The 15,701-nt window shown below is 56.7% G+C and carries 15 protein-coding genes; 6 read left to right on the top strand and 9 right to left on the bottom strand.

Translation table 11 applies throughout. The features are described from left to right. Positions 1–104: 104 nt before the first annotated feature. From AAAX72_RS05890 to AAAX72_RS05880, 3 genes are all read right to left on the bottom strand, one after another. Complete coding sequence (locus AAAX72_RS05890; RefSeq protein ID WP_349129517.1) at positions 105–881, bottom strand: metallophosphoesterase; 777 nt, start codon at positions 879–881, stop codon at positions 105–107. Positions 882–1,263: 382 nt separating this feature from the next. Continuing rightward, a complete protein-coding gene (locus tag AAAX72_RS05885) occupies positions 1,264–2,397 on the bottom strand; it encodes a hypothetical protein (RefSeq protein ID WP_349129516.1) in 1,134 nt (377 codons plus the stop codon). Continuing rightward, on the bottom strand, positions 2,398–3,348 hold the full coding sequence (locus tag AAAX72_RS05880) for a hypothetical protein (protein WP_349129515.1): 951 nt from the start codon (positions 3,346–3,348) through the stop codon (positions 2,398–2,400). Positions 3,349–3,538: 190 nt separating this feature from the next. Here AAAX72_RS05880 and AAAX72_RS05875 point away from each other — a divergent pair, with 190 nt between their 5' ends. The 4 genes from AAAX72_RS05875 (at position 3,539) to AAAX72_RS05860 (ending at position 6,580) form a co-directional block, all read left to right on the top strand. Beyond that, entirely contained in the window at positions 3,539–3,877 is a 339-nt protein-coding gene (locus tag AAAX72_RS05875) for a helix-turn-helix transcriptional regulator (protein ID WP_349129513.1), read from the top strand. Positions 3,878–4,033: 156 nt separating this feature from the next. Then, entirely contained in the window at positions 4,034–4,318 is a 285-nt protein-coding gene (locus AAAX72_RS05870; RefSeq protein WP_349129512.1) for a helix-turn-helix domain-containing protein, read from the top strand. A 51-nt stretch (positions 4,319–4,369) separates the two neighbouring features. Beyond that, on the top strand, positions 4,370–4,798 hold the full coding sequence (locus tag AAAX72_RS05865; RefSeq protein ID WP_349129511.1) for a hypothetical protein: 429 nt from the start codon (positions 4,370–4,372) through the stop codon (positions 4,796–4,798). Next, complete coding sequence (locus tag AAAX72_RS05860) at positions 4,799–6,580, top strand: recombinase family protein (RefSeq protein ID WP_349129509.1); 1,782 nt, start codon at positions 4,799–4,801, stop codon at positions 6,578–6,580. It abuts the gene before it with no gap. A gap of 78 nt (positions 6,581–6,658) precedes the next feature. Here AAAX72_RS05860 and AAAX72_RS05855 read toward each other — a convergent pair whose 3' ends face one another. The 5 genes from AAAX72_RS05855 to tilS all read right to left on the bottom strand — a co-directional run bounded on the left by AAAX72_RS05855 (position 6,659) and on the right by tilS (position 13,399). Next, the gene (locus AAAX72_RS05855) at positions 6,659–7,480 is read right to left on the bottom strand and encodes a phosphatase (RefSeq protein ID WP_349129507.1); all 822 of its coding nucleotides are present in this window, start codon (positions 7,478–7,480) and stop codon (positions 6,659–6,661) included. A 165-nt stretch (positions 7,481–7,645) separates the two neighbouring features. Beyond that, on the bottom strand, positions 7,646–8,830 hold the full coding sequence (locus tag AAAX72_RS05850; protein WP_196025543.1) for a pyridoxal phosphate-dependent aminotransferase: 1,185 nt from the start codon (positions 8,828–8,830) through the stop codon (positions 7,646–7,648). 185 nt (positions 8,831–9,015) lie between these two features. Further along, positions 9,016–11,163 (bottom strand): ATP-dependent zinc metalloprotease FtsH, encoded by a 2,148-nt coding sequence (ftsH, locus tag AAAX72_RS05845; RefSeq protein WP_349129506.1) that lies wholly within the window; start codon positions 11,161–11,163, stop codon positions 9,016–9,018. A 1-nt stretch (position 11,164) separates the two neighbouring features. Further along, positions 11,165–11,713: a hypoxanthine phosphoribosyltransferase gene (gene hpt / locus AAAX72_RS05840; protein ID WP_006235600.1), complete on the bottom strand. Its 549-nt coding sequence runs from the start codon at positions 11,711–11,713 to the stop codon at positions 11,165–11,167. A gap of 147 nt (positions 11,714–11,860) precedes the next feature. Continuing rightward, positions 11,861–13,399 (bottom strand): tRNA lysidine(34) synthetase TilS, encoded by a 1,539-nt coding sequence (gene tilS, locus AAAX72_RS05835; protein ID WP_349129505.1) that lies wholly within the window; start codon positions 13,397–13,399, stop codon positions 11,861–11,863. A gap of 48 nt (positions 13,400–13,447) precedes the next feature. On the opposite strand from tilS, the gene AAAX72_RS05830 reads away from it, so the two are divergent. Continuing rightward, on the top strand, positions 13,448–14,257 hold the full coding sequence (locus AAAX72_RS05830; protein ID WP_349129504.1) for an MBL fold metallo-hydrolase: 810 nt from the start codon (positions 13,448–13,450) through the stop codon (positions 14,255–14,257). Between the two features lie 82 nt (positions 14,258–14,339). Here AAAX72_RS05830 and AAAX72_RS05825 read toward each other — a convergent pair whose 3' ends face one another. After that, complete coding sequence (locus AAAX72_RS05825; protein WP_195240017.1) at positions 14,340–14,771, bottom strand: Hsp20 family protein; 432 nt, start codon at positions 14,769–14,771, stop codon at positions 14,340–14,342. A gap of 276 nt (positions 14,772–15,047) precedes the next feature. Here AAAX72_RS05825 and AAAX72_RS05820 point away from each other — a divergent pair, with 276 nt between their 5' ends. Beyond that, positions 15,048–15,515: a hypothetical protein gene (locus AAAX72_RS05820; protein ID WP_349129502.1), complete on the top strand. Its 468-nt coding sequence runs from the start codon at positions 15,048–15,050 to the stop codon at positions 15,513–15,515. Positions 15,516–15,701 lie beyond the last annotated feature (186 nt).

Below are 15,701 nucleotides of genomic sequence, written 5' to 3'. Positions count from 1 at the left end.
ACCTCCGCAGGGGCTCTGTTCGGGCAGGGGCGCGAAATGGGCTCAGCACAGCCCAGCGAAAGACCTTCGCAGGGGCTTTGTTCGGACAGGGGCGCGAAAAGGTCTCAGAACAGCCCACCGGAAGACCTCGAAAAGCCCTTCAAAGGTCGGTGCGCTGTTGCTGGTCCTGTTTCGCGGTATTCCGGAGCATCTGGGCAAAAAACAAGGGGAGCACCCGTTGTATGGGTGCTCCCCTTGCTCGGGAAACGGACACCTGCACGCGACTTGAGGGAGGGCGATTTCCCGTGGGTGTGCCCGTAGGGATGGACGATGCCGTCCGGCACGTCGGGGGCATATCTTAATAACGCCTTGTCCAGCGAGTTCGGTGTGACATCCTTCAGCTTGACCCCCTGCTCGATGTACGCCTTGCGAGGCGTGTGCGAGATGATGGCAGGCATGCCGTTCGCAAGCGTCAGGAACAGGTTGGCCGATATGGAGCCGATGCAGACGGACGCGAAGTCGTACGCGTTGGTGTTTCGGATGCGGAACCCGTCGTGATTCCCCAGTATCAGGTGGATGCGTGAATGGGGTACGGTCAGGTCGTCGAGCAGGTACAGGGCGCGGCGGAGACTCTTGTGGCCGCCGGCGGACAGGTCGCCCGCGATGTAGAGGTCGTCGTTCTTCCCGCATACCGCGTTGATGCGCCTGATGATGAGCCTGTCATGGGCCTCCGTGTCGACCATCTCGTTGAATCGGTACTCCGACAGCTCGCGTCGTAATTGATTTAAGCCGTCAGGTGCTTCGATGACGTCGCGGTCGGGACGCATCCCAGGCTTCCAGAAACCGCGCGTCGCGGCGACGAACGGGTGTGCCAGATGCAGGTCGGATGTGAAGTAGCGCATATGTTGGATTCTCCCCTTTCGTTATATGGTTTGTTGTGTCTCGGCTCTCGCCGACGGTAGTCGGTTATATGAGATAGAGGCTTTTATTTATGCCTAGAAGCGATTTGATTTGGTTGTTGGTACGGGAATGCCAACGCGTGTATTTCGGGGTCTTAAATCGCCTCTCAGGTCGTTTGGGAACCGTTGGCTTGCGTTCGTTAAGTCGTGCTTACGATGGCAAGCCTCGCTTATGATTCTCTTGATGGTCCGCGGTAACACCGCGACCTGCTATTGCCTTTCACGTGAAAATAAAGGGGAGCACCCGTTATACGGATGCTCCCCTTGTTCGGGAAACGGACACGTGCCGTGATGATGTCGTCGTTACTGATGGTTATACCACCCGTTACTGGCGAGCACCACACGAACTGCAATACACGTAGTCCACGTAAGATTCGGTCTTGTTGTAGCCGTGGTCCTCCTTGTGGGAACCAGTCTGAACCTGCTGGGTCTCGTAGATAGTCTCGTTACGGTAGTTTTCAGGCAAACCCTGCTTGATGAGTGCCACACCATGTGCCTCGGCATCGTTGATATCGGTAGTGGTGTAGCCATCATAAGCGAAGATGAACTTGGTGCCGACAGCGACCTGCTGAGTGCCATAGTCGGGCACGTCAACCCAGTTGCTCACCCAGACGTTACGGGTAGCCGTGTGGTTCACCCAAGTGTGCGTATGGGCGGGCTTGGAAGGCTGGCTGGACTGAGAAGGCTTGCTGGAAGCAGAACCAGAGTTCGAAGAGCCGTTGCTGGAAGACTGGGAACCAGCGTTGCTGTCGGCCTTAGCGTTGTCGTCATTCTTGGCAGATGGCGTCGTCTGTGCAGGCTTGTCGTTGACGTCGACGTCCTTGTCGGCGTCAGTCGCCTCCTGCTTGGTCTTGTCGCTCGCGTTCGGGTTCTTGGCGACGTTGCCGTCGAGCTTGTCGAGGATGCCAGTACCAGCATTGCCCTTCAGGGTCTCGTCACCCTTCTTGATGGCGTCCTTGGTCTTGTTGACGATGTCGGCGAGCATATCGTCGGTGACCTTGTCGGCGGGAATCTGCGCCATAGGGCAGTTGACGGCAGGTGCGGTCTTCGCGTCGGCGTCGACGGTGATGTCGACGGGAGCGCCCGTGTCGTAGATGTCGAATGCGGAACCGTCGGAGTTGACGGGGCTGACGAAGCTCACGGTGTAGTCGCCCTCGGCGAGTTCGACCGTGGAAGTGCCCTTGTTGCCGTCGGCATCAGGGGTCACCGCGTGGTAGAAGTCCACATCGTTGCCCTCGATATGGGCGATGGCGGGCGTGGAGTTCTCGTCCCAGCCGTGGTCGGCCGTGACGCTGAGGGTCACATCGACGGTCTTTTGTTCGTCGGTGGCGGTCTTGTCTTGCTGTGTGAAAGCGCCTGATGCTGCGGCAATCGACACGGCTATGACGGCAACGACTACGATTGCGATGGCCGCTGTATGTGGCTTGTGGTTTTTAACCCATTCGATTGCCTTTTCCATTTAGTCCACCTCTATCCCTTTTGTGTCAGGGGTGTCTAACACGAAGCCGGCGTGGTTTTCGTTGACTATTGTGGCAAGCCCGCTGAAGCCGGCGAATGTCGTGTCGTAGACGGTCTGCTTATTGACAGGAGAAAAAAGCTCGATGCGCTCGTTGCGAATTGCCTTTCCGGCTTCGGCATAGCTTACGTTTATACCCCAATTGAGTACATCGGCAGGGGTTTGCTCTTCGTAGTCTGACTCTCCCATGTGGCCTAACTGCGCTTTGTAGAAGGAATACGAAGGGGCGTCGAAGGATATCGTCTCGCTCTGCGTGTTGTTTCCGGTGCCGTCTGTCTCAATGCGAAGCGTGTACGGCTGAGCCTTCGGTTCCTGATACGTAGCCGACTTAGTTGCGGCCTGACCGTCTTTCGCCGCGTTCAGTAGAGCTTCCAATTCGGAGAGCGTTTGGTTGTAAATAGACTTCGTCTGTTCTAAATCAGCGTCGGTTAGGTCTGACAGTGCGCTTCCGCCAAGCCAGGACGTGTACGTGCCGCTGTCGTACTCATCTTTCAGAGCATCGTAGGCGCTTTGAATGTGCTCAATAGCCGGAGCTGTACTGTCGAGGGCGTCCTTACGTTCTGTGTCGAACACCTTCTTGTCTTGCTCCTTTGCCATCTCAACGATTTCATCGTCAGACTTACCGTTCAAGTCTGCGAATGTCGCTCCATCGCATTGGTATGCGGTGACGTTGCCCTTTCCGTCAAAGACAAGAATGCGGTCAATTTCTCCGTCTTTCTCTATTGCGTCATTCTTGTTGTACTGCACCCATACGCTTTTCTGCCCGAAAGCCTGAGATGCAGCAAGCGGCTCACTCGCACTCTTTACATCGTTTGTACCCCCACAGCCTGCGAGTGTGAGTGTAAGCAGGCATGCAGTGACTACCGCAGCTGCGGTAAGTCTTCTCTTCTTCATACTATGTACCTCCAAATGATTAAGATTTTTAGCCTCACCCGCCGCATCGAAGTGGATGCGGGTCTAATGATATGTCGGGGCCAGAAGAATATGAAGTGTATGGGCTGAAAATAGCCTATACAGATTATTAAATTATACACACATTCTCCATACGATTCAAAAGTAGATGAATTGTATGGGCGGTTAGAGGATGAAATACTACGAAATAGGACAGCGCATACGCCGCTATCGCAAGGCATGCGGTCTGTCGCAGGAGGCTCTTGCCGAGAAGGCGTGCATCTCTGCAACGCATATGAGCCACATCGAGACCGGGAACACCAAGCTGAGCCTTCCGGTTCTCGTAAACATCGCGGAGGCTCTTTCGGTGCAGACGGATGCTCTGCTTTACGACACCCCACGATTTTCCAAGACGGTTGCGTCGGAACACATACAGAATCTGCTTGATTCATGCACGGCGGAACAGCTCTATGTGATTATTGATACTCTCGAAGCTCTCAAGGTTTCACTGGACAAGCACGTGGGTGATTGAATTGATTTACGGCCTCGACTTGTGAAAGCCCGGTACGAATAGGTGCCGGGCTTTTTCGTGCGCCCATAGGTCGCTATTATTGCCTATATACACCCACAGGCTATTGATAAAATACACGTTTGGGCGCATAATATATACATGATGGGGGTGATTTCAATGGATGAGAACACAGACAGCATGGCTCCGGCCGAGGAGCTTAAACACTTGCGCGAGCTGTACGGTATGAAGCGCTCCGAGTTCTGCGAGCATTTTGGAATCCCTATACGCTCGCTGCAACATTGGGAGATTGGAGACCGCAAGCCGGCTCCGTTTCTGATTTTCCTTATTCGCAAGGTGTACGACCTCGAACAGGAGAATAAATACTTGCAAGAGTGCATCGACACGCTCGACCGTCAAAACGATGAGCTGAAATCGCTTATCAAGGCTTTGCCAGAGACATAGAGATAGCGTTTGATGTGTTCAGTAAATAACCATGATATGGAGGAAACAACTATGACAGACTCTAAGAAACGTATCGCGTACAAACCCATCATCAACTACGACGATTACGCCGCCGGCAACCCTCTTACGACGGCTGCCATCGTTATGGAAGAGGACGACATCTTCGCAGTTTTTCACGGCGAAGAGAAAAGACTCAAGGAACTGACCGAGGAATACGATGAGATTGGTTTGGTTCCATACCCGACGCCGTCGGAGGCATGCGACGTGTTGGATGATTTCGACCCGGATAATAACTTTGTCGAAGACGACGAGACGCTCAATCTGATTTTCGACGAAGAAGGGTCTGAGGGAACTGAGGAGCGACTTGACGCCCTCGTGGAAGCAGCAGTCGCAGCTGGATTTGAAATTGTCGAGCGCGACTTCACGAAGGACGCTATCGAGCGCGACGAAAGGGACGCGCAAGCAAGGGGCGCTAAGTAGGTGGCACGAAAAAGCCCCAAAACGTCAGATGCCGCCCGCCCACTCTCCTGCGTCCTGTACATCCGCGTCTCGACCAAGCTGCAAGTCGAGAAGGGCGAGTCGATAGACGCTCAGCGCTTCGAGCTGACAAGATATGCCGAAAATCACGGCATGCGCGTGCTCGGAGAGTACGTTGACGCCGGCTTTTCAGGAAAGAACGTGCAGGGCAGGCCGCAGTTCCGTCAGATGATGGATGACATCATCAAGGCGCAGCCAGGCAAGCGTCCGGCCTACGTCCTCGTGTTCAAGCTGTCACGATTCGGGCGCAACGCCGCCGACACTTGGAACTCCCTTCAGACGCTCCAAGACTACGGCGTGGAACTGTGCTGCGTGAAGGACGGCATCGACTCTGGTACGTCCATGGGCAAGGCGATGCTGTCCATCGCCGCCGTGTTCGCCGAGATGGAGCGCGATAACATCCGCACCCAGACCATGAGCGGACGTGAGGAGAAGGCTCGTAAAGGCTACTGGAACGGAGGGCAAGCGCCCTTCGGGTATCGCCTTGTCGATAAGGGCAACAAGTTCAAAGAACTTGAGGTCGATGAGGACGAGGCGAAGGTCGTGCGCCGCATCTTCGAGATGTATGCGTACGAGAACAAAGGGTCGACGGCGATAGCCACATGGTTGAACAACCATGGAATCAAGAAGAAGCCACGCGGTAACGCATGCATGGACACGTTCTCCAGCGGAACGGTACAGCGCATGATTACCAACCCGGTGTACATCGGAAAGATTGCCTATGGCCGCAGGCGTACCGAGACGATAGAGGGCACGCGTGGAGAGACGCACGTGGTCAAGAGCGACGGCTACGAGATGCACGACGGCCAGCACGATGCGATAATCGACGACGCCACATGGGCGGCGGCTCAGGCCCTTGTCGGTACGCGCAAGCCGAACATGAAGACACACGACGACGGTCACGTGAACATGCTCAACGGGCTTCTCGTCTGCCCGGTCTGCGGTCGCAAGATGTCGTCCAAGCCCAACCGCGGGAAGCTCAAGAAGGACGGCACGCGGGGAAAGACAACGTGGGCGTATTATTGCCCGCACACCACAAAAGCGCGTGGTGCCAGCTGCACGTTCAAAAGCCAGTACCCGCAAGAGTGCGTGGACGCTGAGGTCGTACAGCTCGTGAGCCTTGCATCCCGTTCAGATGCGTTCGTGGATGCCCTGCGCCGTCGTATTGACGACGCGACGGACATCGAGCAGCTGAAGGAAGATATTGAGCGCATAGAGGGCGAGAAGGCCGCTAACGACAAGCGCATGCGCATGCTCATGACGCAGATTGACTCGCTCGACCCCGCCGACAGGAGCTACGAGCGCAAGTTCAACGACCTGCAAAGGCGTCTGGACGACCTATATGACCGCGATGCCGGATTAAGCGACGCGCTGGAGGAAGCGCAAGTTAAGATGACCACAGCCGAGAAGCGCATGGACGGAGAGCGCAGGCTTCTGGAAGAGCTTGACCGCATCCCCGAGCTGTTGGAAGGTGCGGACGAGCAGACGCGCTTCGACCTCATCCATGAGGCCGTGAGCGAGGTGCACATCCTGCCGAACAAGAACCCACGAAAAGAGCGCGTGGTTGCCAACGTAACATTCAAGTGCCCGGTGCGCTTCTTCTGGGAAGAGATTCCTGGTGTAGCCAATGGGTATACGCCGATGACGCCTGATTCTCTGGGAGAGAATAATTTCCGAGATGACGAGGCACACGTTGAAACCGTAGCGGTCCTCGAACGCCGCTAACCAACCTCAGTAGATTTTTGGGACAAGAAAGGGGGCGACCCGCCCGGTCCGCCCCCCTCGCTTGGTTTATAAACTCCGCTACATCCCCTTGCGCAGGTCGCACACGCCGGCTGCCGCCATCTCGCGCAGCAGCGTCTCGCGATCGCGCGTCACGATCAGATCCAACGGGAAGTGAATCTCGTCGAGCATCTTGCGAGCGTAATCGAGCTTACCAATTGCCATGCCAATGTGCGCATCGGTCGAAACGCCAATGCCCACGCCTAGCTCAGCGCAACGCTCAGCGATCTTGCGGCATACAGCCCAATGCTCAGTGTCGACACCGTGTTCAAGACTATGGTTGTTGATCTCGATAATCTTGTGCTTGGCCTTAGCCGCCAACAGCACCTCGTCGATATCGAACGGCACGCCCGAGCGACCCGCGTGGCCCAGCATGAACACCTTGGGGTGTTCCAAGGCATTGATATACATCTCGGTCGTTTGGGCCAGCGTCGCGCCCTCAGCAATCTGCGGATTATGCACGCTTGCAACCAAATAATCCAAATTACGCGTAACCAAATCGAACAGCGAATGCTGACGGCTGTACGAATCGCCGGCAATATCGAGCGTGACAGGAGTGTCCTCGCCAAACAGGCTTCCGTCCAGCGAAACGATATCGGCCTCGGCACCACGCAGCACCAGCACGCCGCTCCAAATGCGCGGCCAGATATCCTGGTTGATAAAGAACTGGTAACTGCGCAGGTCATTGGGGCAAGCCGTAACCATAGAGCTCAGATGGTCGGCAGATCCGAGCACCTGCAGGCCACGCTCTGCCGCCCAGTACACATTCTCCTCAATGGTCGAATATGCATGCGCAGAGAACATCGTATGGGTATGAATGTCACAAGAAAGCAGGTAGGGCATCAGGTCTCCTTATCTGGCACGGCCGTCGCTTATATTCATTGTACGCATAGCCTTCGATAGTCGTAAAACCACTCCATCCCAAAGACACAACGTCCATGACAACGGGGTCCGGCTTAACACCAAACCCCGTTTTACGTAAAACAGTGTAGGCAGAGCGCTTTACTTTTAACGATACTCGTCCGCCAACTGTTTCCAAGCGGGTAGCGAATTGATAATCGTTTCGTAACTCACGCAATAGCCCAGGCGGAACCAACCAGGCATACCAAAACTGTCCGAGGGAACCGCAAGCAACTCATACTTCTTTGCACGCTCGCAAAACGCATTCGCATCGGGTTCCAGCGCCTTCACCCACAGGTAGAACGCGCCATCCGGCTCAACATAGGTGTAGCCGTACTCCGCTAGTGCGTCGGTAAGCGCGGTGCGGTTGCGCGCATAGGCCTCGACATCGCTCGGCTCATCGATGCAATCGATGATCACGCGCTGGAAGAGTGCCGGTGCGCATACAAAACCTAGCGTACGGGCAGCACCCGCAACAGCCGGCATCAGACGGGCAGCCTGCGGATTGGTGTTGGGAACCAAGATCCACCCCACGCGCTCGCCCGGCAGCGACAGCGACTTGGAATACGAGTAGCACACGATGGTGTGCTCGTAGATCGAGGGTACCCAAGGCACCTCGGCACCGTACACAATCTCGCGGTACGGCTCATCCGAGATGAGCATAATCGGATTCTCGGGATCGCGCTGAGCGTTGGCCTCGCGCAGAACATTGGCCAGTCGCGTCAGCGTGTCGCATGTATATACGGCACCGGTCGGATTGTTGGGAGAGTCGATGATGACGGCCGCCGTCTTATCGCTGATCGCCTTGAGCACGTTGTCCACGCTCAACTGGAACGTATCTTCATCGGCGAGCGCCTCAACACACGTACAGCCGGCCTTCTCAATCCAAACGCGATACTCCGGAAAGTACGGGGCGATAACAATAACCTCGTCGCCCGGGTTCGTAACGGCGTTGAGCGTGCAGGTGAGCGAAGCCGCGGCACCCACCGTCATAAATACGTCTTTGCCCTCATAGCTCGTGCCAAAGCGGCGGTTGAGCGATTCGGCCACAGCGGCACGACATTGCGGCAGGCCCGGTGCGGGCGTGTAGCCGTGCAGCTGGTCGCTCGGCAGCTCCAGGGCCTTCTTAATCGACTCAGCCACAGCAGCGGGCGCCGGAACGCTCGGATTGCCCAGCGAAAAATCGAATACGTTTTCCGCACCGATCTGCGCCTTGCGCTCAAGGCCATAGCTAAAAATCTCACGGATGATGGAGCTTTCCGCGCCGCGAGCATACATAGTTTCGTTGATCATCTGTTCCCCTTTCGCATAGGCGCTATTGTACGCTTTAGCCGAGCAAAGTGCCGCAGCAATGTTAATTGGGGACAGACTTAAATGCGTGAAAACGCTCATTTAAGTCTGTCCCCAATCAACAGACGGCCCCATATCGCTCAAAAAAGCCTCCGCAGGTTTCCCCGCGGAGGCTTTCGCCACAAAGACTATTTGTCGGCGTCGGCGTCGGTGTCGACATCGGCACCGACGACGGCATGGTCATCGTCAGCATCATCGGATGCGGCTTCGGCATCCTCCTGCATGGCCGCCTGCGCAAAGGCCGCGGCATCAGCCGCCAGCTCCTCCTCGCTCATGCGAGGCGCGCGCTTCTTGGTCGGCATGCCGGCCGCCTTGGCATTGCGCTCCTCCTTGGCCGCCAGGATATCGCCCTCGCGCTCAAGGTAGGCATCCCACTCGTTGTCGAGCAGGGCGTTCACGGCGTCGCCTTCGACGGTCTCGCACTCAAGCAGCACCTTCGCCATCAGATCGAGCTGATCGCGACGGGTATCCAGGATCTCGACAGCACGACGATGGGCCTCGCGCATGATGCGCTGAACCTCGATATCAATGCGACGCGCCGTCTCCTCGGAGTAATCCTGATGATCGGCATAATCGCGGCCCAGGAACACCTGATGCTGCGCCTCGCCAAAGACCTGCGTGCCCAGCTCCTCGCTCATGCCCAAGCGCGTGACCATCTCGCGCGCCATCTTGGTTGCGCGCTCCAGATCGTTGCTCGCGCCCGACGTGATGTCATCGCACATGAGCTCCTCGGCAACGCGGCCGCCCAAGAACACGGCGAGCTCGTCGAGCATCTCGTTCTTGGTCTTGAGGAAGTGGTCCTCCTGCGGAAGCTGCAGCGTGTAGCCCAGAGCCTGACCGCGGCTGACGATCGAGATCTTGTGGACCGGATCGGAGTGCTCCAGGATGTGGCCCACCAAAGCGTGACCGCTCTCGTGGTAGGCAATCGTGGTGCGCTCGGCCTCGGTCATCACGCGACCCTTGCGCTGCGGTCCGGCAATCACACGCTCCATCGATTCCTCGACCTCGTCCATCGAGATCACGGAACGATGACGGCGAGCAGCCAGCAGCGCAGACTCGTTGAGCAGGTTCGCCAAATCGGCGCCAGTAAAGCCAACGGTCATCTGGGCGAGCTTCTCAAACTTAACGTCCTCGTCCATCGGCTTGTTCTCGGCATGCACGCGCAAGATCTGCTCGCGGCCCTTCACATCCGGACGGTCGACCGTAACCTGACGGTCAAAACGGCCGGGACGCAGCAATGCCGGATCCAGGATGTCAGGACGGTTGGTCGCAGCGATCAGGATGACCGACTCACTCTCCTCAAAACCGTCCATCTCGACCAGCAGCTGGTTGAGCGTCTGCTCGCGCTCGTCGTGGCCGCCGCCCAAGCCGGCTCCGCGCTGACGTCCCACGGCATCGATCTCATCGATGAAGATGATCGACGGGGCCTGGGACTTGGCCTCCTTAAAGAGGTCACGCACACGGCTGGCGCCGACACCTACGAACATCTCGACAAAGTCGGAACCCGAGATGCTAAAGAACGGCACGCCCGCCTCGCCGGCAACGGCCTTGGCCAGCAGCGTTTTACCGGTGCCCGGAGGGCCAACCAGCAACACGCCACGCGGGATCTTGGCGCCCAGCTTGCGATAGCGATCCGGATCGCTCAAAAAGTCACGGATCTCCTCGAGCTCCTCGACTGCCTCGTCCACGCCGGCAACGTCTTCAAACTTGACCTTGGGGCGTGTGGCCTCGTTGGTCTTGGCGTTGGTCTTGCCAAACTGCATGTTCCTGTTGTTGGCGCCCATCATCTGGCGCATAAAGTAGAACATGATGGCGATAAGGGCGATCGTCGGAAGCACACTCATCGCCAAGTCGCCCCAAAAATCGGGATCGTTGGTGTTGACGATGTACTTGGTATCGGGGTGCTCCGCCATGAGCTCGGCAAGCGAATCGGAGCCGACATAGGTCGAGGAGAAGCTCTTGAGCTCGCTCGTATCGCCCTTGTCCTTCTTCGTCTTCCAGTAATGACCCGTCACGCTTCCGTCTTGAACCGTATAGGTCAGATCTTCGACGCGATCCTGCTTGATGGCGCTCACCATCTCGCTCGTCGCGAGCTTAACGGTATTGCTGGAATTGGCAAAGCCGGAGCCCATGTTAAAGAAGGCGTAGCCCAGAAGCGCGCAAGCCAAAATAAAATACAGCCAGCCCGTACGCGTGGGCTTCTTGCCTCCGGGCATCCCCGGGATCTTAGGCTCCCGGGGAGTCTGGGAATTGTTATCGTTATGGTCGTCGGGCATCTTACGAATAAACCTCCGGTTTCAAAATGCCCAGATACGGAAGGTTACGATAGCGCTCGGCATAGTCGAGGCCGTAGCCCACCACAAAGGCATCGGGGCAATGGGTTCCAACATACTTGGGCGTGATGGCCGAGGTGCGGTCCTCAACGTCCTTCCACAGGAAGGCGGCGACCTCCAGCGAAGCGGGCTTGCGGCTCTCGAGGTTCTTCATCAGGTACTTGAGGGTCAGGCCCGAGTCCAGAATGTCCTCGACGATCAGCACGTCGCGACCACGGATGTCGATATCCAGATCCTTAATGATACGCACGATGCCCGAAGACTTCACACCGTCGCCATAGCTCGAAACAGCCATGAAATCGATGTTGGTCGGCAGCTCGATCTTGCGCATCAGGTCGCCCATAAAGACAACGGCACCGCGCAGAACCGCGATCAGCACCAGATCCTTACCCGCGTAGTCGCGAGTGATCTCCTCGCCCAGGCGAGAAACGATGCCGTCGATATCCTCCTGCGTAAACAGAACCTTCTCGATATCCGGATGTTGAGAAGCCATGACAACCCTTTCTTGTGCTTATCGCCCACACACCGCCGTATGGACGCGAACTTCACATTCTAGCAGCGCACGGGATATATTTTCCAGCCCATACGCCATCAGCGCGGGAATACCGTCAACGTCGCACAGAATAGCTGGCGTGGGACGCTATTCCGCATCGACCACACGAAGCAGATACGCCACGCGCGTTGCGGCCGTGCATTTAAAACGCTCGTCCGTGCGAACGCCTGCGACCCATACCACGGCACCTCCCGGAGCCGTTCTCACCACAGGAACGCCTGCGCGCTCAGAAACGGGAATACGAGCCTCACCTAGCAAATCGGATACTTTCTTGCTTCGGCCACTCATCCCTAACGGGCACATCACGTCTCCCGGCGCGGGACCGTCCACCCACAGGCGCGCCAATCGCGCCTCGGCAGGGATCTCGCCACGCGAGCCCGCCAGGATCCGCTCACTATCGCTGTCGGCAAAACCCAGGGCAGCCGCGTCTACCAAAGCTGTCACTTCCCCGGCAGCCGCAAGCTCACGGGCGCGGCGCACGATATCGCATCCCGGCTCAACGGCCATCGGTTCTGTGACCAGCATGCGTCCCCCGCCCAACGGCAAACGACCGGGTACGGTAACCCAGTCCGCGACCAGGCCCTCACGAGCCGCCGGCGCCTTAAACGCCAGCATGCCAAACTCAATGCGTGCGTCAATCCCCGCCGGAAGCGTGACCGAGCCGGCGCCCTCGGCAACGCAGGAAAGGACTCGCTCCACATGTCGCATCTCTGGACGAGCGTCCGGATCGATGCGCTTAATCGCCAGTCGCACGATGCGCCGCGCGATTACCACCTCGGCCGCAGCAAGGCGCCTGGCATCGAGCACCAGCGCGCCCGCTGCCTCTTTGCGCAAACAGCTTCGAAACGCCTGTGCCGAAAGCTGAGACAAAAACGCGTCCTCATCGCCTAAGATCTCGCAGGCGGCGCCAATCGTCTTGCACACGCTCGCATTACGCTGTGCCACCACTGGCATTACCCGATGGCGCACGTAGTTTCGCAGATACGAGATATCCTCATTGCTCTCGTCTTCACGCCACGGCTGACCATGTACCTGCAGATAGCCCACCAGCTCGCCGTGAGTCAGGTCGAGCAAGGGACGCACCACGATATTCCTCCGGCGAGGAATGCTCGATAGGCCAGCGGGCCCCGAACCCTTAATCGCGTTCATCAAAAACGTTTCCGCGCGATCCGAAGACGTGTGCGCGGTGCAGATACGAGCCGCCGTTCGCGGTGCCCCCGTCTGGGCGCAGAGCTCGCGAACATACCTCCGCGCCGCGGCATAGCGCACCTCGCGGGCCGCGGCCTCAATATTGCCCGACTCCCCATCAAAATAAGCGTGCTCCACGCACAGCGGTAAACCATATTTCGCGCAGAGCTCACGCACAAAGGCCTCGTCGCCATCGGACGCCTTGCCGCGCAGATGATGGTTCACATGCAGCACATGCAGGCGCTCGCGAGCAATGGGGGCAACACCGCGCCCGTCTTGGATATCCAGCTTTGATGTGCACGCCATAAGAAGCAGTGCCGTCGAGTCCGCGCCGCCTGATACCATGAGCACGACAGGAGCAGCCTGCTGCCTCGTTCGGGTCTCATCGACTGCCCCGGGCACGGCATGGTGTCCGTAATGCTGTGATACCGTAGGCATTTGCTTCCTCCTCTATTCGTCCGCACCCATTGTATCCTTTGGAATCTTATGTCTCGTCTGCACCTTCATATCCTTGGCAGCGGCTCAAAAGGCAACTGCGCGCTCATCGAAGGCCCCCGGGGGCTCATCATGATTGACGACGGTCTTTCTCGCCGCGAGACATTAAAGCGCATGGCAGAACTGGGACTCTCGGCAGACAACGTCTCGGCTCTTCTCATTACTCATGAGCATAGCGATCACATCAAGGGTCTCGATGTCTGGTGCAAGCACTGGCACGGTCCCCTCTTTGCCAGCAGGGGCACACTTTCGAGCAAAGAAAATCTTTCGCATCTGCCTGTCGAGGAATTCGACCCCGGTGAAACCCTATCCATTGCCGGCATCCACGTGCAAACCTACTCAACATCACACGATGTCATAAATCCAATCGGCTTTCGATTCGACACCCTCGATGATTCCATCGGCTTTGCTACCGACACCGGAGAGCTATCGAGCCAAGCCATGAACACCCTCAAAGATTGTCGAGTCCTCGCGCTCGAAAGCAACCACGATGTGACCATGCTGCGCGAGGGAGAATATCCCCGCTTTCTTCAAGAGCGCATCCTGTCTACAAGGGGACACCTCTCCAACGGCCAAGCCGCCGAAGCCGCGCGCGAACTTGTTACCGATCGCACCGAACAGCTCATTGCCATGCATATCAGCCAAGACAACAATCGTCCGAGCCTTACCGTCAAAAGCTATGCCAAAGCTCTAGCCGCAACCCTGGATGACGAGCTCGGCAGCTCCGCCACCCTTCTCCAAGGATCGCGAAAACTCTCGATACGCCCCGCAAGCCAGTATCGGCCAGCAACCATTCAATAGACTGTCCTAAACAGCAAAAGGGGCCGGGAATCGCTTCCCAGCCCCTTTTGCTGTCTTTTAATAGCGAAGAACACCAACGAAGTTATTCGATGGAGATCTTCGTAACGTTCTTCTTCTCGACGATCTTGGGAACCGTAACGGTCAGGATGCCGTCAGCGTACTTAGCCGAGAGGCCCTCGCTCGAAGCGTCCTTAAGATACACGCCACGCGTCGCGCTGTACGAGCTGAACTCCTTCTGCAGGAAGTTCTTGCCCTCGTTCTCCTCGTCTTCCTCGACATTCACGCTAATGGACAGACGGCCCTCGTTAAGCTCGACATCGATATCGTCCTTGGCGACGCCGGTCAGATAAGCCTTGACCTCATAGCCATCGCCCTTATCCTCAACGTCAACGGGGAACGCCTTGGAAGCAATCGAGTTGTTTGCAAGGTCGGTCATATCATCAAACAGATCGAACAACGAGCTAGCAGAAGGACGAACGCCAAAAACCGAACGATAAGGAACCATGCTTGCCATGTTTACCACTCCTTTTAGGACTGCCGAGCCATCTTCTAGGTGACTGGGACTTCTTTTGACGCTCTTATATATGCCCACACAGTGCTTATATATACATCGACTATAAAGTTTTTTGAGTCCAGTACTATAAGCATATCTAAGTGTGTATGACTCAGGTTTTAATAAGGTTAAGGTTCTTTGAACCAGAGCTTAAATAACAAGTATGTTCGCAGCTACAAATAACAGGGGGCTTACAATGAGCGCGTACACGTTGTTGGTAACGAGCTAAAGGGCATCATGGACGACCAAAACCAGAACAATATGTTTATGCCGACGCAGGGCGAAGATACTTCTACGCAGCCGCCACGGTTCCATAGCCCCCACATCTCGCAAGAGCCCATTAATGATCCGGAGCCCGAATATGTGACGAGAAATCGATATCAAACGCTCGAGGATGCCCAAACGGGACGTAAACATATGGGCGTCGCCTCGGGAGACCCTGTATATCTGAAAGACGCACCATTATCTAAAAACAGCACAGCTAGTGAGGAGCCACTGAAAGCATCCGCCGCTCATCAACAAAGAGGTCCACGACCCAAGCAAACCTTGACGCATTCGGCTCGCTATCTCGAAACGCCAAAACAGGGAAAATCAATCTTCGTTTCATCAAGTAAACGACGCAAGCAGCATCGACTGACAATCCTGCTTTTGATCATTGTGGCCATAGCAGTTGCCCTTGTTATTCGATTTATCTTCTTTAAATAAGGGCTCAATACCAAAAACGATAAGATCGTCTCGTGTAATTGAGTCATTTACGCCCCGTAAACGCAAAAAAGGGGGAGGCCGCGAGGCCTCCCCCTTCTCCATGTCATCCGACGGCTCGGTGCCGTCCATCGGTCAGCGGCGCCCTGGCCTCCCACGGGCTGACCCCGCAGTACTCTCGGCGCGATG

This window comes from Collinsella sp. CLA-ER-H8 (assembly GCF_040092335.1).
Classification (GTDB): domain Bacteria; phylum Actinomycetota; class Coriobacteriia; order Coriobacteriales; family Coriobacteriaceae; genus Collinsella.
The sequence above is the reverse complement of the archived record's forward strand: the minus strand, read 5'-3'. Positions and strand labels throughout refer to the sequence as shown.